Raw genomic sequence first — 19,197 nt, forward strand, 5'->3', positions numbered from 1 at the left:
CCTTCTGAATAAAAAAAATAAAAAAATGATCAAAAAAACTTCACATATCTTGCCTTTGTGTCATTATACGGAAATAGAATAATAACATATTCCGAATTGCGGAATTTAAGGTTGAGTTTAATATGCCCATCATTTCTTTAGAATTACTTCAAAACACTTATGAGAAAGCCTTGTTAGCTCGTGATATGTCGCCAGAAATGGCTAAGCGTTTAGCGATTGGCTTTGCTGATATGGCGAACGAAGGCGTTTACTCTCATGGTATCAATCGTTTCCCTGTTTTTATTGGTCAAGTTGACAAAGGGCAGATTCAACTAAACGCCACCCCTGAGTGTGTTAACAGTATGGGCGCATTAGAACAGTGGGATTGTCATTATGGTCCAGGTGTTTTGAACGGGTTGATTTGCGCGGATCGAGCGATGGAATTGGCACGTGAGTATGGCATTGGCATGGTCGGTATGCGCAATTCAAATCATTGGATGCGCGGTGGAGCTTACGTATTGGAAATGGCTCGCCAAGGCTTTGCTGGTATTGCGGCGACCAACTCTATTGCTGTGATGCCTGCTTGGGGTGGGAAAGATCACCGCATCGGAACCAACCCGTTAATTATGGCGATAGCAGGTGATCCACCAGTATTGGTTGACTGCTCAATGTCTCAATTTTCTTATGGTCAGTTACAAAATCATGTTCTAGCCGATAAAGAATTACCTGTAGTGGGCGGTTATGATAATGAAGGTAATTTGACCAAGGACCCTCATATTCTTTGGGAAAATAAACGTGTCTTACCAATGGGTTTCTGGAAAGGCTCTTCCATGTCTATTGTTCTCGATATGATGCTGACCGCTATTACTGGTGGACGCTCTGTTCCTGCCATTACAGAAGACCAAGACGGCGAATTTGGTGTGTCGCAATTCCTCATTGCTATTGATCTAAGCAAAACCATAGAAAAAGCTCAGTTTGCAACCGAAATGCAGCGTATTCGCGATTATGTTCTGGCGTCAGAGCCTGCTGAAAGTGGTGAAGTGTCGATCGCTGGATCAAGAATACAAGCCTTTATCGACAAGCATGAAAAAGCCGGCGGTATTGATATCCACCCTGAAATCTGGAATCAGATCCAACAACTTGCTCAGTAGTATTAAGAGATACCAGCGTTAATAGACATCAATTACTTAACAATAAAAATAATGTAAGTGGGGTGAGGTATGTTGGAAACCAGTGAGCTGAAAAAGTCAGAAACGTCACTTTTGCAGTTTAAGAATGTTACTAAAAGATTTGGTAATAGCATCGCAGTGAACGATGTGTCTTTTAATGTAGGTTCACATTCTGTGGTGGCCTTATTGGGAGAGAACGGTGCTGGAAAATCGACTTTGATCAAAACTTTGGCGGGTATTTACCAAGAAGATCAAGGCGAGATTATTTATCAAGGTGTACCGTTAGATCAGAAAAATAGACATCATGATGAGATTGCCTTTATCCATCAGGATTTAGGTCTAGTTGATTGGATGACAGTGTCAGAAAACATGGCGTTAGCTATGGGCTACTGTAAAAAATTTGGTTTAATCGACTGGCCAGCGACTGATGCTCGAGCAGCAGACGCACTCGCTAGCGTCAATGCAGATATAGACCCACGTACTCGAGTATTCCGCTTATCCCGCGCAGAACAATCCTTGATTGCGATTGCTCGTGCCGTTTATTGCAAAGCCAAAATTCTAGTTTTAGATGAACCTACTGCGAGTTTACCTGCTGCCGATGTCGAACGATTATTTGAAGTAATTCGCGACCTTCGTAAAAAGGGCGTGGGAATGATTTATGTTTCCCACCGCTTAGATGAAGTAATGGAAATATCCGATAGCATGGTCATTATGCGAGACGGTTTGCTGGTTGCTGAATGTCTAACAGAAGGTATGAAATCTAAAGAGCTTGTTGAGCTTATTGTTGGTAATGCTCAAAAAGACTTCCATCGACTTAATGTTGCTCCTAGTTCTCCTACTGTACTTGATGTCTCTGATTTTGAAGCCGGAAATGTGGGACCCGTTTCCTTTCATGTAAAACAAGGTGAAATTCTTGGTCTAATTGGCTTACGTGGCGGCGGTCAAGGTGAAGTGGGGCGTGCTTTGTTTGGTGACTATCCAATATTTAATGGTCAAGTCCGGCTGGATGGTCAATTGCTTAACTTAGATTCTACTTCTGCTGCCATTAATGCTGGTATTGGTTATGTAGCGGGCGAGAGGGGAGAGAATCTCGCCATGTCTATGTCTGTTCAAGACAATCTTTTTATTAATCCTTTATTAGGTGAAACGCCTTTCTTGTCGCTCAATGCTCTGTCTAAAGAGCAAGATATAGCGAGTGACTTGATTGATCGCTTTGACGTTCGCCCTAGAGATCCTAATCAGACCATTGAGAACTTAAGTGGTGGTAATCAGCAGAAAGTCATTATGGCTCGTTGGCTGAATTTGAAAAAGCGCGTTTTGATTCTGGATGAGCCTACAGCAGGGGTAGATGTAGGTGCCAAGGCTGAAATATACAATTTGCTCAAAACGGCAGTTAGCAATGGACTGACAGTGATAGTAGTTTCTACTGACTTTGAAGAGATAGAGAAGATTTGTAACCGCTGTTATGTATTCAGCAAAGGGCATATTCATAAAGAGTTAGCAGAGGAGGAAATGACCTTTGCCAATATGCTGAAAGTTGCTTCGGCGGATGGTGAATAGTTACCGAGTTGCTCGTTCGTAACGAATGAAAACGTGTTTCCTATTGAATAGCTAAAATAAAAATTATAGAGAGTAGCAGACAATGACAACTTCTATTAAATCCACGGCATTAGAGCCGGATCACAATGATAAAAATTCAGCCAACGAGGGGCTTTTTTCCCATGTTGGTCGTTATCTTCCAGTTTATGGCCTACCTATTTTAACCCTACTATTGATCATGTTCTTTTCTGTTTTATTACCGGATACTTTTCCAACCATGCTGAATTTACGCTCTATTTTAAGCGATAAATCCATCATCGCGATTTTAGCGCTTGCGGCCATGGTTCCTATGTTAACAGGCAAGATGGATCTGACAGTTGGTTATGGCATTGTACTTTGGCATATTTTAGCAATCAGCCTTCAAACTAAATTTGGTATGAGTTGGCAAATGGCGGTATTCGTCGTTTTAGTATGTGGCATGCTATTTGGTCTTCTTAATGGTCTTTTAGTTGAGATGGCTAAAATTGATTCTTTTATTGCTACGTTAGGTACTGGCACTGTTATCTATTCCGTTGCACTTTGGTATACCGGAGGGCGTCAAGTAATTGGCTCTCTAGATGCTGATTTCTACTCACTCTCGAATGCATTTTTCTTTGGTTTGCCTGCGCCTGCATTTTACGTGTTGGGGATTGCTATTTTGTTGTGGATTATCACTGAGCGTTTGCCTTTGGGGCGATGCTTGTATGCTATTGGCGCTAACCCTAGAGCGGCTGCGCTGAATGGTATTCCAGCACGCAAGTATGTTATTGGCGCGTTTGTTACATCTGGTTTATTGACGGCTTTTGCAGGCGTGCTTTTAGCAGCAAAATTACGAATTGGTCAGGCAAATGTTGGCCTGGAGTTTTTATTACCAGCTTTGGTTGGGGCTTTTCTAGGATCTACGACCATCCGACCCGGACGAGTCAATGTGCTTGGCACCATTATTGGTGTGTCTATTCTGGCCGTTGGTATTTCAGGTATTCAGCAGTTAGGCGGGGCATTTTACATTGAGCCATTGTTCAATGGCGCAACCTTATTGATATCCATTGGTATTGCAGGATATGCCCAGCGTCGAGGTGGCCGCATAAAACGAATTATGAAAAAGAGTGAGTAGCAAGCCAAGTGAAATGAGTGAATGAGTTTGTAATTTAACTTCGAGATATAAAAACAAAAAACACAGATGAGGTTACCATGAAAAAATATCAATCTATCTTAAAATATAGTTCTTTAAGCTTATCTATATTGCTAGCCGTAGGGGCAGGCAGTGCCAAAGCAGATGATTTTTTAGATATAGCTAAAGCCAAGGTTCAAGCCGCAACAGCACCTTATAATAAGTGGGACGGTCCAACTTCGGGTCCAAAAGCTGAGGCTGAAAAAACGATTGTATTTTTGGCTTCTGATATGCGAAATGGTGGTGTGCTTGGGGTAAGCAATGGCGTAGAAGAAGCCGCAGTCTGGACAAAGTGGAAGGTTCGTGTGCTGGACGGGCAAGGAACCGTATCTGGCCGTACAGCAGCGTTTAATCAGGCGATAGCTCTGAAGCCAGATGGTATTGTATTAGGGGGCTTTGATGTTAATGAACAGGCTGCCGCACTTGAAACAGCAACGAAGCAGGGTATTAAGGTCGTTGGGTGGCACTCTGCACCAAATCCAGGTCCCATTCCAAGTAAGAACTTATTTTCAAACATTACGACTAGCGCTGATGATGTCGCTGAAATTGCAGCATTATCGGCTGTTGCTGGCTCTGATGGTAAAGCTGGAGTCGTTATCTTTACTGATTCTGCTTATGCTGTTGCGATTGCAAAATCGGATGCTATGGCTAAAGTCATCAAGCAATGTAGTGGTTGTACTCTAATATCCGTTGAGGATACACCGTTATCAGACACTTCTACACGTATGCCTCAGTTAACAACATCTTTGTTGCAGCGCTATCAAGGTAAGTGGACTTATTCTTTGGGAATTAATGACCTTTATTTTGATTATATAGGCTCTGCTTTAAATGCATCTGGTCTGCCTGCGGATAAGCTTCCTCGTAACATTTCAGCTGGCGATGGAAGCCAATCGGCTTATTCACGTATTCGCTCTAATTTCAACCAAGTAGGTACAGTGCCTGAGCCGCTAAATATGCATGGCTGGCAGGTTGTTGATGAATTAAATCGAGCGTTTGCTGGTGTGGCTGATAGTGGTTTTGCAACACCTGTTCACTTAGTTACTCCTGACAATATTAAGTTTGATGGCGGTCAAAACGATATTTTCGATCCAGACAATAATTATCGCGAACATTATAAAGCGATTTGGAAATAGTCTCTGAGAAGTAATAAAGCCCCTTTTTCTATTTAGATGTTAAAAAAAGGGGCTCTTTATTTCAGTTTTTATGCTGTTTTGGATATTGAATATGTTAGCTGTCGAAAAATTTGATAATAGAATTGAGCGTATTTTATTAACAGATTCTGTTCTAGAAAAAGTTTGTACAGGCGCGACATGGAGTGAAGGCCCTGTCTGGTTAGAAGCTTCTCAAACTTTGTTGTGGAGTGATATTCCCAATAACAGAATACTAAGCTGGAATAGTGAAAAAGGAGTAAGTGTTTGGCGATCTCCTGCTAATTTCACTAATGGTCATTACTTAGATCTTCAGGGTTATCTGTTACATTGCAGTCACGGTGGTAGATCAATTGAGAGGACGGATTTAAAAACAGGTAAAACGACGACTTTAGTCGACCGATATCTTGGTAAGCGTTTGAACTCGCCAAATGATTTAGTGGTTAAGTCAGACGGTAGTGTTTGGTTTTCTGATCCACCTTACGGCATTTTATCTAATGTAGAAGGCTACAAAGCAGAGCCTGAACAAGAGGGTAATTTCGTATATCGTTTCGATCCTATCACCAGTGAGCTATCCGTTGTTTGTCATACCATTGAAGAACCAAATGGTTTGGCTTTTTCACCAGACGAATCAAAACTTTATATTGCTGACACTTCTGCGGCATTGAGAGAAGACGGTTCGGGAAATCATCATATTAAAGTGTTTGATGTCGAGCAGGGGCGGAAGCTAAGTAACGAAAGGTTGTTTGCCGTGGTGTCACCGGGTTTAGCCGATGGCTTTCGAGTGGATCAACAAGGTTGGATCTACACTTCGTCGGAAGACAGTATCCAAGTTTATCACGATGACGGCACCTTGTTAGGCAAAATATTTGTTCCAGAAAAAGTCTCTAACTGCACTTTTGCAGTAGATCAATCCTCTGAACATCAAGGGGAAACTTTGTACATTACCGCTTCTACTTCTATTTATCGTATTAGATTGAATACTCGTGGGGCTCGTCCTTAGGCTTCATGTATTCGTGTTTGATATCGAAATATTTTTTAAGGGATTGTTAAATGAATTTTACAGAATACTCAGCCATTGTTCGCGCTTTTAATGGTGGTGTTTTTGCTTCTATTCTAGATAGCTATGACGATATTTGTGATGCACAAGATCAACTAATTGCCGAGTTGACTAGCAAAGGTGCCGTAATAAAAGGCTGGAAAGTCGTTGAAGATTCGGGTGTTTTTATACTGTCTCCTATTTTTGATTTTCAAATCTTTGAGAACAAGGGAACTCAGCTACCAAAAGACAAGTTATCCGGAATAGAAGTCGAAATTTGTTATCAGTGCAGTGTCCCGCTCTTGGTAAGTGATATTGAATACGCAATTAGCCACAGCCAGCCACTGGTTGCTATAGAGGTTTTACGTCCCAAGATTAATGACAAGAGTTATCAATCTTGTGACTTTTATTACAACTTCGGCATCTTAGTGTCGAGCCAACCTATCACAAGTGATTTTTCTCTCAAAAGTGGACAAACCTACGATTACTCAATTAGCGCGCCAGACTTTTTTGAACAGAAAAAGGCAGTGTTGTTGAAGGGCGTACAAGAGTGTGTTCGTCGAGGTTATATTGATGATTTCTTTTTCATGACTGGCAGCCTAAATGGCCTTATTGAAACTGATATTTGTTTGGGTAAAAACGAAGTGATTGCATCAAACGGCACGTTAATTAGCGTGGATGTTGTGTAGCGTCTGACACTGTTTTTAAAGCCGCTTACTGAAAGGTAAGCGGCTTTTTTGTTTTTTAGTATCATAGTGATTGTTTTTCAGAGTTATTGGAGTTATATAAAAAAGCAATTGGTTTTCAGGAGTTATCAGGGTTATTGTTGTTAATCCTAAGGAAAGGAGCAGCGAAAGGATTAATATGAAAAGCCGAGAGGTAATCCAAATGCTAGTCGAAGATGGATGGTACGAAGTTAGAGTAAAGGGCAGTCATGTGCAGTTTAAGCACCCTAATAAAAAAGTCACAGTGACGGTTCCTCATCCGAAGAAAGACTTACCGATTGGCACTTTTAATAGCATAAAGAAACAAGCTCAGCTCAACTAGTTCATTAGTGGCTTTAGCAGAGGTACGATCAATGAAATATCCAATTGTATTACATACCGACAATGGCGTTAGTTATGGCGTGACAGTGCCAGATGTGCCCGGCTGCTTCTCTGCTGGCGATACACTTGATGAGACACTAGAAATGGCCGAAGAAGCGATTTTTTCTCACCTTGAACTCTTATTAGAAGACGGTGAAGACATTCCAACCGCAAGCCCAATCGCCGCTCATAAAGACAACCCAGACTACGCCGATGGTGTATGGGCTGTGGTGAATATAGACATCACACCATTGCTGGGTAAAAGTGAAAAAATCAACGTCACCTTACCGCATTTGCTGATCACAAAAATCGACAAAATGGTGGCCGCAAATCCGAAATACAAATCGCGCTCTGGGTTCTTGGCAGAAGCATCTAAGAAAGTGCTACAGTTAACCTAATCTTTTTCTGGCTAAACGAAGGAGTTGTAGCCATGAGTGATATTTTAAAGTCTGTTCATAAGACAGCCAAAGGCCTTAAAAAAGCGGGTGCGATTGATAAAACCACCATGCGACAGTTTGATGCTTTATGTTCTGTAACTAGACGTCAGGGTCAAAGCAAGGCGAAAGTAAACCCAGAGGCGCTGCGCTGAAAATGCTGTCTCGTGGAGAGAAAAGGGGTTGAGGTGATTGCTTAGTCTGACCCAGGTCAATCTGGACTCGTAGAAAGCTTTGTCTCTCACTTTTGGTAATAAATGAGGCTATACGTTCCTTGTCTCTCACTTATGTATATCAAACCGATTAGTTCCTCATTTTTTTATAAAAGTGAGAGACAACGACTTTTGTCTTTCATTAATTCATGTCAAAATCGATAGACTCTCATTTTTTTGTGAAAGTGAGAGTCTATACTGTATGGTGTCTTTGTTAGAGGTTTTGAATATGAATTTAAATTTAGAGAATGCTGTCCATTACCACTACGATAAGTTTCCTCCTGCAGAGCTGAATTATGTGACTTTCATTGATGGTATTATCAAAGCGACGGATGCCATTGCTCGTTATGATCAGATGCTTAAGAATATGCACAATAGTGAAATATTGCTTGCTCCTCTGAGAAACCAAGAAGCTGTGATCTCTTCTAGGATGGAAGGAACCGTTAGTACAATGGATGAAATTCTAAAGTATGAGGCAGATCATGAAAGTGAGGCCTCAGACACATCAAATGTACGTTCGGAAGTCATAGAAACGATTCTTTATCAACGGGCGTTAAAAGCTGCTCAGGGTGCAATGGCTGACGGATATCCTATTTCACAGTCTTTGGTTAAAGCAATTCATCAGCGCCTTTTGTCTTTTGGTCGTGGTGCACAAAAATCCCCAGGTGAATTTAAGACTGAACAAAACTATCTTGCTGATAGGGGGAAAAGACAAATCCTTTTTGTCCCAATTCGGCCTGAACAGCTACAAGACGGTTTAGATAATCTTTTTGACTATATAACGAATAGTCGTGATCCTGCATTACTAAAAGCCGCCATGGCGCATATCGAATTTGAAGCACTACATCCTTTTAAAGATGGTAACGGCCGAATTGGCCGCATGCTAATTACCTTGATGTTGTGGCAGTCAAAAACAATCTCTGCGCCTCATTTTTATGTAAGTGGTTATTTTGAAGAAAATAAAGACCAATACATTGATATTATGAGGCATGTATCAGAAACCGGAAACTGGGAAGAATGGTGTTCATTCTTTCTGGAGGCGATTGAGCAGCAAGCCATAAAAAATCTCGCCATCGCTGAAAACATAAGAGCATTGTACGAGGAAATGAAACAGAAGTTTTCGGATGTTCTATCCTCAAAATGGAGCGTCACAGCACTGGATTTTGTCTTTACCAATCCTGTCTTTCGGAATAATAAATTCACCACGCATAGTGGGATTCCTGCCGCGAGCGCTGCCAGATTTACAAGAGCTCTTTTGGAGGAAGGCATAATCGATACACTTGAAGAAGCTTCAGGAAGAAGGCCTGCCTTGTATTCTTTTGAACCGTTAATGAACTTAGTTCGGGTGTAGATAAGCTCGTTAAAAATTGAAACAAGGTGCGTATATATGAACCCCTTAGAAGCTGCTTATAAATATAGAGAAGAAAGTTCATCGTTTTGGTATCAGAAATCAGTTTCATTGTATGCTTCTGCAAGTTTGATTAGGGATGGAATGAACTCATCAAAAGAGCGTGAATTTATAAAGGGGTTAGGTTTAAAAAGTGAGTTTTCATTAGAGCTTGGCTGTTTAGATAATTATTTAATGATGTTTGGTTTGTCTTATGAAGTAATGTTGAAAGCAATATGTATAGAAAAAAGTATCAACTTTGAAAAAAGTCATAAGATCCAAGAATTGGCTGAACAGGCAAAAATAGTTCTAATTGAAAATGAGAGTCTCTTATTAAAACTGCTGTCAGAGTATGTAATCTGGGAAGGCCGATATCCAGTACCAAAAAACCATCGCTTTATGACAGAACACTGGGATGCTACGCGAAATGCTCTTTGGGAGGAGGGTAAGGAAATTGGTGGGATTTCGCGAACAGGTGTTTTTGAATATGAGAGTCTGAAAAGTTTATGGTTAAAATTATCGGATGTATATTTTGGCCTACGAGCGTTAAAACAGAGATCTCAATAAAAAAAACCGCTTCCATTTCTGAAAGCGGCTCTCCATTCAAACCAACCAATCCTATTAAATAGAATTACGCATCAATACGTTTGTATTTGATACGTGTTGGTGTGGCTTCGTTGCCAGTACGTTTTTTGTAGTCGGCTTCGTATTCTGCGTAGTTACCTTCGAAGAAGACGGCTTTAGAATCGCCTTCGTACGCTAGGATGTGTGTCGCGATACGGTCTAGGAACCAACGGTCGTGGGAAATAACAATCGCGGCGCCTGGGAAGGCAAGTAGCGCGTCTTCCAGTGCACGTAAAGTTTCTACGTCAAGGTCGTTGGTCGGTTCATCCAGTAGCAATACGTTGCCGCCTTCTTTAAGCAGTTTTGCTAGGTGCAAGCGGTTACGCTCACCACCAGACAAATGCTTAACCAATTTTTGTTGATCCGACCCTTTGAAGTTAAAGCGGCCAATGTAAGCACGAGACGGCACTTTGTAGTTGTGAACCGTGATCATGTCTAGGCCGTCAGCGACTTCTTCAAAGACGGTTTTGTCACCATCCAGTTCACGCATTTGGTCAACGTAAGCAAGCTGTACTGTTTCGCCCAACGTCACTGTGCCAGTGTCTGGTTTTTCGATGCCAGCGATCATTTTGAATAGCGTTGATTTACCGGCACCGTTACCACCTACCACACCAACGATAGCGCCTTGTGGCACCACCATGTTGAAGTCTTCCAGTAGCATCTTGTGTTCGAAGCTTTTACTGACGCCTTCGATTTCGATGACTTTAGAACCAAGACGTGGTCCTGGTGGAATGTACAATTCGTTGGTTTCGTTACGATCTTGGAACTCTTGTGAGTTCATTTCTTCGAATCGAGCCAAACGGGCTTTGGATTTAGACTGACGACCTTTGGCGTTTTGGCGAACCCACTCAAGCTCAGATTTAATGGCCTTTTGGTGAGAGGCTTGCTGTTTCGCTTCAGTTTGTAATCGAGCGTCTTTTTGCTCTAACCAAGAAGAGTAGTTGCCTTCGTATGGAATACCGTGGCCACGGTCAAGTTCCAGAATCCAGCCAGCTGCGTTATCTAGGAAGTAACGGTCGTGGGTAATCGCCACAACAGTGCCTGGGTAATCTTTCAAGAAGCGTTCTAACCAAGCAACGGATTCAGCGTCCAAATGGTTTGTTGGCTCGTCTAGAAGGATCATGTCTGGTTTGTTAAGCAATAGACGACATAGCGCAACACGGCGACGTTCACCACCAGAAAGATGTTCTACTTTCGCATCCCAGTGAGGAAGACGAAGAGCATCGGCTGCTACTTCAAGGGCGCGCTCTAGGTTGTGGCCTTCTTTGGCTTCGATCAAGGCTTCAAGTTGACCTTGTTCTTTTGCTAGGGCATCAAAGTCCGCATCTGGCTCCGCGTATTCTGCGTACACCGCATCCAAACGCGCCATGGCAGCAATCACGTCAGCGAAGGCTTCTTCCACAATACCACGTACGTTTTTTTCTGGATCAAGATGCGGTTCTTGCTCCAAGTAACCGATTTTGAGGCCCGGCATTGGACGTGCTTCACCATTATGCTCGGTATCAACACCTGCCATGATGCGTAGAAGAGTCGATTTACCAGAACCGTTAAGACCCAATACACCGATCTTAGCGCCAGGGAAAAATGAAAGAGAAATGTCTTTTAGAATCTCGCGTTTAGGAGGAACAACTTTCCCAACGCGGTTCATGCTGTATACAAACTGAGCCATAAATAGTCAACTTATCCTATGATTAAAGCCCCGTGCAAGACTGCCATCGTGCAAGGGTTTCGTTAAAACGCTCCATGGTTCGCCAAATACAAAGTAGGCAAATCGATGAAGAGCCGATTGAAAAATGAGTGTATTAAAGGATAGCACAGCCAAGGCTATTTCAGAATAATCAAAGCTGCGCCAGCCACAACGAAAATGGCACCAATCCACGCACCAAATGCAGGGCGTTGGCCTGTGGTAATCCACAAACCTGGTAAAATTAGCACTGGAACAACTGCTGACAGAGTGGTGACGATACCGACGTTAGCATTGCCGACCCCCCAGACTAATACGCTCATGCCGATAACCATGCCAATGGTGGCGAGGGTAGCGATGCCCATGAAATCAGCACGAGTAAGTTGACCAAATGGAATCGCGTCAGCAGGTTGTTTGTGTCGATAAAATAAGCCATAAGCCAGAACGAGAGCTAAAGCGCCAGTACCAACGCGTAATGCAGACACGGCAATCGGATCGGCACCATCAATTAAAGCTGGCTTGCTAAGCAAAGCACCACTGGCCTGACCAAGCGCTGCGCCAAGAGCAAGCAAAATCCCGATACTCAATTTGCCTTTAGTTTGTTCCCAAGCATGAAGACTGTTTTTGCGACCAAACAGAATGGCAATCACCACGCCAATTAATACCAGACCGCAGGCAAAAAGTTGATTGAAGGACAGGTTTTCACCTAAAAACAACCAACCCAATAGAATCGACATGGGCGCGTTGGTAGCAAAAAGCACCCCTGTGCGTCGAGGGCCAAGGCGATGGACTGCGGTAAACAGCATAGTGTCGCCAATGAAAATTCCTAGCAAACCAGACAGCATGACTATCTCGGCATGTTGCCACAAAGTTGCATTGAATCGCTGGGTGATTAAGCAAATCGCTAACAGAATGGAACTAGCGATAACAATACGAAAGGTATTAAAACGCATGGTGCCAAAACGTTGAATTAAGTTTGGCGCCATTAGGCTTGAAATGGTCCAACATAAGGCAGCGACCAAGCCCGATAACTCTGCGAACGGCATATAAATCCTTATAAACTCATCCATTCCCTGATGTAGAAGAATGGTAAAAGCGCACACAGTAGCTTGGTAGCTATATTATGGCGGGGTTGGTATGATTTCACCCATCAAACGATGGCCTAATCTCAGGCATTCTTACACCAAATTAGCGATATTGGAAGCACCATGCGATGCCCTTTTTGTGGAACTCAAGATACTAAAGTAGTGGATTCTCGACTGGTTTCTGAAGGCGCACAAGTTCGCCGTCGTCGTACCTGTATTCATTGTCAAGAGCGCTTCACCACCTTTGAAGTGGCTGAATTACAAATGCCTAAGCTGATCAAAAGTGATGGTAGCCGAGAAGCATTCGATGAGGACAAATTGCGCAATGGCATTATTAAAGCCATTGAGAAGCGTCCGGTCAGCATTGAAGCGGTAGAAACCGCAATCACTCGAATTAAAGAAAAAATGCAAGCCACTGGCGAGCGTGAATTGCCTTCTCGTTGGACTGGCGAAGCTGTGATGGAGGAACTGCAACGCCTTGATCAAGTGGCCTATGTTCGCTTTGCTTCCGTTTATCGAAGCTTTAAAGACATCAGTGAATTCCGCGAGGCGATAGACCGCCTAGAAAGCCACAGCGTCACCATCCCAGAATCGAAAAAAACCGCCCCAGAATCGAAGAAAGAAGACCAAGTATGACAGTTTATAACCACGAATACTGGATGGCGAAAGCCATTCAACTAGCGAAAAAAGGCCGCTATACCACTCATCCGAACCCACGTGTTGGTTGCGTATTGGTTAAGGATCAGCAAATCATCGGCCAAGGCTTTCATGTAAAAGCCGGAGAAGGTCACGCAGAAGTCAATGCATTGGCGGATGCAAAACAAGATGCGGTTGGCGCAACTGCTTACGTCACCTTGGAACCTTGCAGCCATCAAGGCAAAACTCCGCCTTGTGCAGATGCCTTGATTAAAGCGGGCGTTGCGCGCGTTGTTTACGGTATGCAAGATCCAAATCCTGAAGTGTCAGGTAATGGTTTGGTAAAAATCAAAAAAGCCGGCATTGAAATCATCGGTCCTGTGTTGGAATCTGATTGCGAAGCGCTGAATCCTGGTTTTATCAAACGCATGCGTGAAGGTCTTCCTTATGTGCGAGTGAAACTTGCCATGAGCATGGATGGCCGCACGGCAATGGAGTCTGGCGAAAGCCAATGGATTACTGATTCTGCGGCGCGTCTTGATGTGCAACGTTTACGTGCGCAAAGCGACGCCATTGTCACAGGTATTGGCTCGGTGCTGGCAGACAACCCAAGCATGACAGTTCGTATAGATAACAATGACCAAGAAGCCGATCCGAAAAGTGTGCGTCAGCCGATTCGAGTGGTAATGGACACAGCTTTGTCAATTCTTCCAGAAGCAAAAATTCTTTATCCAGCAAATCAAGCTTGGGTATTTTCAGTAGAAGAAGAGGTCGAAGCAGAACATTTAGAAGTGCTAACTAAAAAAGGCGTAACTGTACGTTTTGCACCACGTGGCGAAGATGGTCGACTCGACTTGCTGGATGCGATGGAACAACTTGCTGATGCAGGCATTAACGAAATTTTATTAGAAGCTGGCGCAGAATTGGCTGGTGGTTTTTTAGAAGCGGGTCTGATCGACGAAATAGTGGTTTACATGGCACCGAAACTATTGGGTTCCAGCGCACGTCCGTTATTTAAATTGCCTTTAGAGGCGATGGACGAAGCAGTAGAGCTGACGCTTAAATCGGTACGCCAAGTTGGGCAAGATGTGCGCTTGGTCTATATACCAAAATACCTTGATGAAGATTTTGAAGGCGATTTTGACGAATAGCCAAAAGCTGAGTCATTGCTTTCTCAGGTTTTTTTTTGAAAATCCCTGGAAATTGTTTTTTCTTGCTGATATTTCGCCAACTTTGCCGAGAAACCTAGAATAAATGTTGCTATAATCGCCGCCCAAGACAACCCGTATATTCGTACCTTTGGTCGATATGACTCAGATACTGTCCAAAGGCAGTATCTAATATAGCTCTTTAACAACCAAGGGTACTTTAAAACAGACAAAAGCGTCAGCCCATAAGGCAGCGTAGTCTGGACAATTGAGGCAAAAAATGAGCGAAGTGGAAACAACAAACGACCAAACTCCAGCACCAAAACGTAAGGATAAGAAGCCTTCACGTTCGCAATTGCGCAGTGCTTCACGTCGTTTGGCATTACAAGCGGTCTATCAGTGGCAGATGAACAAAACTGCCGTTAGCGAGATAGAAACCCAATTCGTGATGGACCAAGACCGAGACATGGATTCTTGCGATAAAGTCTACTTCCGCGAATTGCTACAAGGCGTTACGGCAAGTGCTAAAAAACTGGATGCTTTGTTTGAAGAACTACTAGATCGTCCATTAAGCGAACTAGACCCAATCGAATTGGCCGTTATGCGTATTGGGGCATTTGAGTTGTCTCAACGTTTAGATGTGCCATACCGCGTTGCGATCAACGAAAGCGTAGAGCTAGCAAAAGGCTTTGGCGCGACGGAAAGCCACAAATATGTTAACGGCATTCTAGACAAACTAGCACAGCGCGTGCGCCGCGAAGAAATCGCCGCTCGCCGAGAAGCGAATAAAGAGTCGAACAAGTAATAGAACCTATTACTAATAGATACCTAAGAGCCCCGTTATTACTTGCTAATAACGGGGCTTTTTTATGTCTTCATATTCAGCCTTGGCTAAAGCCAACAAATAGCGATTTGTTTCGAAACATTTCTCTTATTGATGGCTGGTTTATTCTTAACCCGCTATCATAGACGGTATCAAGGTGGTTGTTACGCTGCCTTACCCAACATTTTTAGGATCATAATGAAAAAGAACTTTGTTTTATCTCACCCAAAAAAACCATACCAACGTCTCATTGAAGAAGCGAAAAACGAAGTTAAGCAATACATCAAAGCAGAGCGTAACAAGGCATTGCCAGAAGGCGCGGACTTTTGGGGATTTAACTGTAAGTTTGGTCAAGTCGCAGACAAGGCACGAGCGATTCACGAAGGTGATATCAACGCCAATATTAGTTCTGCACAAAGCCAGCACTGGAAGTCTTTTTACCTAGAAGTAATTCCAACGCCTAAACAGCGTGCTAAGCGTTCAGAAGACGAGTAATACTGCGAGCGTTTAACTGACGATTTACGATAAACAAGGCAGATCTGCGTCAAGCGGTCTGCCTTGTTTTGTTTCTGGCTCTAGTGATTTCTTCCTGCTTTGTTTCTGACATCCCGCTGACAATACGGTATCCTCTTTGTCATTAAATTGGCTTGCCTTGATAGATAGGCGAATGCCTTTGGTTGATCTTTAATCGAGACTAAAAGGATCTTTTTTGAAAGAATTCGAGTTGATACAAAACATCTTTCAAGCGTCTGTGATGGCAAGTACACAAGGACGTGGCGATCTTTTGTTGGGAATTGGTGATGATTGTGCTCAGGTGCAAGTGCCGCCAGGTCAGAGTCTGGTGTTTTCAATGGATACCTTGGTCGAAGGGCGACACTTTCCGTTCGATGCAGATCCTGTGGATATTGGTTATCGTGCAGTAGCAAGCTGCGTCAGTGACTTAGCCGCGATGGGCGCGAAACCGGCGTTTTTTACCTTGGGGCTGACGATTCCTGAATCTGATCCGCAATGGTTAGCGGGTTTGGCGCAAGGTATGGCGGAACTGGCCGAGCCAATTGGTTTGGCTTTGGTTGGCGGCGATACTACTAAAGGTCCATTAACTATTACTCTGCAAGTGCATGGTTATGTGGAAGCAGACATGGCGGTAAAGCGCAGTGGGGCAAAGGTTGGTGATGATATTTATGTCACAGGTTTGCTAGGCGATGCCGCTGCCGCTGTGCCGATTGTCACGGGTGAGTTACAAGTATCGAGTGAGCGCTTTGATTATTTTTATGATCGTTACTGGCGACCGCAGCCAAGGCTGATTGTCGGCATGGCGCTGAAGCGTGTAGTTCATGCCATGATGGATATTTCCGATGGCCTTGCTCAAGATATCCAGCATATACTTAAAGCGTCTGGCGTCGGGGCAAATATCGACGCGAGTCGTGTGCCGATTTCCGCTGAGTTAAGTCGCTGGCAGCCTGAATCTGCTGTGGCATTGGCATTAACCGGTGGCGATGATTACGAGCTATGTTTTACCGCGCCGAAAGATCAAGCAGAAGAGATTGCCTTGATCACGCAAACACTTAGCTTGCCTTGTACCAAGGTGGGGGAAATTGTCGACAAGGGTTTTGTGATTCAAAACTATGATGGCGAGATAACAGGTTGGCAACACTTCTAATTTTTAATTTAACGAGTAGGTAAAGCTTCATGGCAAACTCTGCCCCCGCGTCGGTATGGCGTAATCCGATACATTTTTTGGCGTTTGGTCTTGGTTCTGGTGCCGCGCCAAAAGCACCAGGAACCTTTGGTACGCTTGCTGCTGTGCCCCTGTTTATCTGGTTCCTACAAGATTTAACCGCCACAGCGTACTTCATCGTACTGGTAGTGACATCGCTGGTGGGAATCTATCTTTGTGGTAAAACCTCGAAAGACATGGGCGTACATGACCATGCTGGTATCGTCTGGGACGAATTTGTTGGTTTCTGGATCACCATGTGGCTGGCGCCTGCGGGGTGGTTTTATATTGTGCTGGGCTTCGTATTGTTTCGCCTGTTTGATATTTTGAAACCTTGGCCTATCTCTTGGGTCGATAAAAACGTCCATGGCGGCTTCGGTATTATGCTGGACGATGTGCTAGCAGGTATTATGTCTTTTATCGTGTTACAGGCGCTGGTTACCTTCGTTTTTTAACAGCCGAAAATACTCAGTATCTTCCTCTTTTTTCAAGGGGAAGGTCTGGATCTTTGTTCTGCGATGTCTCTCATCGACCGAATAACATTTCTTCTCGAAACTAACGCCTCCCTCGTCGAAATGTTATTCGTTCATGATGTTTAGGGTTATTGGTGAAGCGTCTCTGTTCCTTCCCCTTTTGTCTTTCAAGGGGAAGGCTAGGATGGGGTTGTTTTTGTTTCTTTTATTGCGTTGCTTCTCATCGACCGAATAACATTTCTTCTCGAAACTACCGCCTCCCTTGTCGAAATGTTATTCGCTCAATCAGTTAAGTGCCGCTGTTTCTTCCTTCGTTAATGTCTGTTTTTAACGCGCAACCGCTTTGGGTTTATTCAGTTCTCTGCGCTTTCTTAATGATTCGTAGAAAGGCGCGTAAGCTGGACGATCTATGTATTTACCATTGCCAGATTCCGCGATTAGCACATTGTCATGCCAAGCGATTTTGCCATTACAGATAGTGGTTTCTGGCACACCGTGGATTTCCATGCCTTCAAAAATGCTGTGTTCGATTTTCGAGTGATGCGTTTTCGCGGAAATCGTTTTAGTCGCGGCAGGATTCCAAATCACTAAGTCGGCGTCAGCGCCGACGCGAATACAGCCTTTGTTTGGATACATATTGAAGATTTTGGCTGTGTTGGTCGACGTTAGGGCGACAAATTCATTCATGGTGATTTTGCCTTCGTTTACGCCTTTTTCCCATAGCACCATCATGCGTTCTTCCACGCCCGCTGTACCGTTAGGAATTTGCGTGAAGTTGTCTTTGCCCATGGCTTTTTGTTCGGCACAAAAGGCGCAATGATCGGTGGCGGTGGTTTGTAATGTGCCGCCTTGAACGCCTTTCCAAAGCGCATCTTGGTGATGTTTGGGTCTAAATGGTGGGCTCATAACATGAGCCGCAGCCGTGGCCCAATCTGGATTTTGATAAACGCTTTCGTCTACGGTTAGATGACCTGCTAACACCTCGCCAAATACGGTTTGGCCGTGGTCTTTGGCGTAGCGAATGGCATCGACGGCTTCTTCTGTGGAGACATGGACAAGATAGATTGGCGCGCCGAGTGTATTGGCAATGCTAATCGCGCGGTTTGCGGCTTCGCCTTCTACAGAAGAAGGACGAGACAATGGATGGGCTTCTGGTCCGGTCATGCCTTCAGCCATGAGTTTGTTTTGTAGGTGATAAACCAATTCACCATTTTCCGCATGAACGGTTGGAATCGCGCCTAGTTCTAGGCACTTGGTGAAGCTCGCAACCAGAATGTCATCGGTTGCCATGATGGCATTTTTGTAAGCCATAAAGTGTTTGAAGCTGTTCACGCCATGATCTTTTACCAGTATTTTCATTTCTTCTGCGACTGTGTCATCCCACCAGGTAATTGCTACATGGAAACTGTAATTAGAATGGGCTTTTTTTGCCCAGCCGCGCCATTGATCATAGGCGTCTAATAAAGATTGCTGAGGATTGGGAATCACAAAGTCGATAATAGTCGTTGTACCACCGGCGAGTGCCGCGATGGTACCGGAAGCAAAGTCATCTTTTGCGACTGTGCCCATGAAAGGCAACTGCATGTGAGTATGTGGATCGATACCGCCAGGCATGATGAGTTTGCCTGTAGCGTCAATGGTTTCAACGTCTTTTGGTAACACGCTGATGTCGCCTATCTCGACGATTTTATTGCCCTTGCAAAGAATGTCTGCTTTGAAGGTTTCTTCGTGGGTGACTATGGTTCCACCTTTGATTAGTAGGGTCATATAGCATCCTTTTTTAAGAGAGCGCTTTGCACATCGTC

The 19,197-nt window shown here is 43.8% G+C and carries 20 protein-coding genes; 17 read left to right on the forward strand and 3 right to left on the reverse strand.

Features of this window, described 5'->3' with window-relative positions; translation table 11 throughout:
• Positions 1-122 precede the first annotated feature (122 nt).
• The 11 genes from yiaK (at position 123) to TY87_RS08555 (ending at position 9,769) form a co-directional block, all read left to right on the forward strand.
• The gene (gene yiaK / locus TY87_RS08505) at positions 123-1,130 is read left to right on the forward strand and encodes a 3-dehydro-L-gulonate 2-dehydrogenase (protein WP_100186740.1); all 1,008 of its coding nucleotides are present in this window, start codon (positions 123-125) and stop codon (positions 1,128-1,130) included.
• A 69-nt stretch (positions 1,131-1,199) separates the two neighbouring features.
• A complete protein-coding gene (locus TY87_RS08510) occupies positions 1,200-2,708 on the forward strand; it encodes a sugar ABC transporter ATP-binding protein (protein ID WP_100186741.1) in 1,509 nt (502 codons plus the stop codon).
• 82 nt (positions 2,709-2,790) lie between these two features.
• On the forward strand, positions 2,791-3,840 hold the full coding sequence (locus TY87_RS08515) for an ABC transporter permease (protein ID WP_100186742.1): 1,050 nt from the start codon (positions 2,791-2,793) through the stop codon (positions 3,838-3,840).
• 77 nt (positions 3,841-3,917) lie between these two features.
• The gene (locus TY87_RS08520; protein ID WP_100186743.1) at positions 3,918-5,030 is read left to right on the forward strand and encodes an ABC transporter substrate-binding protein; all 1,113 of its coding nucleotides are present in this window, start codon (positions 3,918-3,920) and stop codon (positions 5,028-5,030) included.
• A 91-nt stretch (positions 5,031-5,121) separates the two neighbouring features.
• Positions 5,122-6,048 carry an SMP-30/gluconolactonase/LRE family protein gene (locus TY87_RS08525; protein WP_100186744.1) on the forward strand — a complete coding sequence of 309 codons (927 nt, stop codon included), beginning with the start codon at positions 5,122-5,124 and terminating at the stop codon, positions 6,046-6,048.
• 50 nt (positions 6,049-6,098) lie between these two features.
• Positions 6,099-6,773 carry a hypothetical protein gene (locus TY87_RS08530; RefSeq protein ID WP_100186745.1) on the forward strand — a complete coding sequence of 225 codons (675 nt, stop codon included), beginning with the start codon at positions 6,099-6,101 and terminating at the stop codon, positions 6,771-6,773.
• A gap of 175 nt (positions 6,774-6,948) precedes the next feature.
• Positions 6,949-7,131, forward strand: a complete 183-nt coding sequence (locus tag TY87_RS08535; protein ID WP_100186746.1) for a type II toxin-antitoxin system HicA family toxin — start codon at positions 6,949-6,951, stop codon at positions 7,129-7,131.
• Between the two features lie 31 nt (positions 7,132-7,162).
• Entirely contained in the window at positions 7,163-7,567 is a 405-nt protein-coding gene (locus TY87_RS08540) for a type II toxin-antitoxin system HicB family antitoxin (RefSeq protein ID WP_100186747.1), read from the forward strand.
• Positions 7,568-7,599: 32 nt separating this feature from the next.
• Positions 7,600-7,758 carry a hypothetical protein gene (locus tag TY87_RS08545; RefSeq protein ID WP_198432061.1) on the forward strand — a complete coding sequence of 53 codons (159 nt, stop codon included), beginning with the start codon at positions 7,600-7,602 and terminating at the stop codon, positions 7,756-7,758.
• A 286-nt stretch (positions 7,759-8,044) separates the two neighbouring features.
• Positions 8,045-9,166 (forward strand): Fic family protein, encoded by a 1,122-nt coding sequence (locus tag TY87_RS08550; RefSeq protein WP_100186796.1) that lies wholly within the window; start codon positions 8,045-8,047, stop codon positions 9,164-9,166.
• 36 nt (positions 9,167-9,202) lie between these two features.
• A complete protein-coding gene (locus tag TY87_RS08555; protein WP_100186748.1) occupies positions 9,203-9,769 on the forward strand; it encodes a HEPN domain-containing protein in 567 nt (188 codons plus the stop codon).
• Between the two features lie 64 nt (positions 9,770-9,833).
• On the opposite strand, the gene ettA is transcribed toward TY87_RS08555, so the two are convergent.
• Positions 9,834-11,495: an energy-dependent translational throttle protein EttA gene (gene ettA, locus TY87_RS08560; RefSeq protein WP_100186749.1), complete on the reverse strand. Its 1,662-nt coding sequence runs from the start codon at positions 11,493-11,495 to the stop codon at positions 9,834-9,836.
• A gap of 155 nt (positions 11,496-11,650) precedes the next feature.
• Positions 11,651-12,556, reverse strand: a complete 906-nt coding sequence (locus TY87_RS08565) for a DMT family transporter (RefSeq protein ID WP_072840750.1) — start codon at positions 12,554-12,556, stop codon at positions 11,651-11,653.
• A 162-nt stretch (positions 12,557-12,718) separates the two neighbouring features.
• Between TY87_RS08565 and nrdR the strand changes: the two genes are divergently transcribed.
• The 6 genes from nrdR to TY87_RS08595 all read left to right on the forward strand — a co-directional run bounded on the left by nrdR (position 12,719) and on the right by TY87_RS08595 (position 17,374).
• Entirely contained in the window at positions 12,719-13,231 is a 513-nt protein-coding gene (gene nrdR / locus TY87_RS08570; protein WP_072840749.1) for a transcriptional regulator NrdR, read from the forward strand.
• On the forward strand, positions 13,228-14,382 hold the full coding sequence (gene ribD, locus TY87_RS08575) for a bifunctional diaminohydroxyphosphoribosylaminopyrimidine deaminase/5-amino-6-(5-phosphoribosylamino)uracil reductase RibD (RefSeq protein ID WP_072840748.1): 1,155 nt from the start codon (positions 13,228-13,230) through the stop codon (positions 14,380-14,382). Before nrdR ends, ribD begins: the two co-directional genes overlap by 4 nt.
• A gap of 277 nt (positions 14,383-14,659) precedes the next feature.
• Positions 14,660-15,184 carry a transcription antitermination factor NusB gene (gene nusB, locus TY87_RS08580; protein WP_100186750.1) on the forward strand — a complete coding sequence of 175 codons (525 nt, stop codon included), beginning with the start codon at positions 14,660-14,662 and terminating at the stop codon, positions 15,182-15,184.
• 216 nt (positions 15,185-15,400) lie between these two features.
• A complete protein-coding gene (locus tag TY87_RS08585; protein ID WP_072840746.1) occupies positions 15,401-15,697 on the forward strand; it encodes a DUF6172 family protein in 297 nt (98 codons plus the stop codon).
• 214 nt (positions 15,698-15,911) lie between these two features.
• Complete coding sequence (thiL, locus tag TY87_RS08590; protein WP_100186751.1) at positions 15,912-16,862, forward strand: thiamine-phosphate kinase; 951 nt, start codon at positions 15,912-15,914, stop codon at positions 16,860-16,862.
• Between the two features lie 29 nt (positions 16,863-16,891).
• Complete coding sequence (locus TY87_RS08595) at positions 16,892-17,374, forward strand: phosphatidylglycerophosphatase A family protein (protein WP_100186752.1); 483 nt, start codon at positions 16,892-16,894, stop codon at positions 17,372-17,374.
• A 345-nt stretch (positions 17,375-17,719) separates the two neighbouring features.
• Here the strand turns inward: TY87_RS08595 and hydA are convergent, their stop codons facing one another.
• On the reverse strand, positions 17,720-19,159 hold the full coding sequence (hydA, locus tag TY87_RS08600) for a dihydropyrimidinase (RefSeq protein WP_100186753.1): 1,440 nt from the start codon (positions 19,157-19,159) through the stop codon (positions 17,720-17,722).
• Positions 19,160-19,197: the final 38 nt, after the last annotated feature.

The sequence above is a fragment of the Marinomonas sp. BSi20584 genome (genome assembly GCF_002792415.1).
In the GTDB taxonomy this organism is placed as follows: Bacteria; Pseudomonadota; Gammaproteobacteria; order Pseudomonadales; family Marinomonadaceae; genus Marinomonas; species Marinomonas polaris.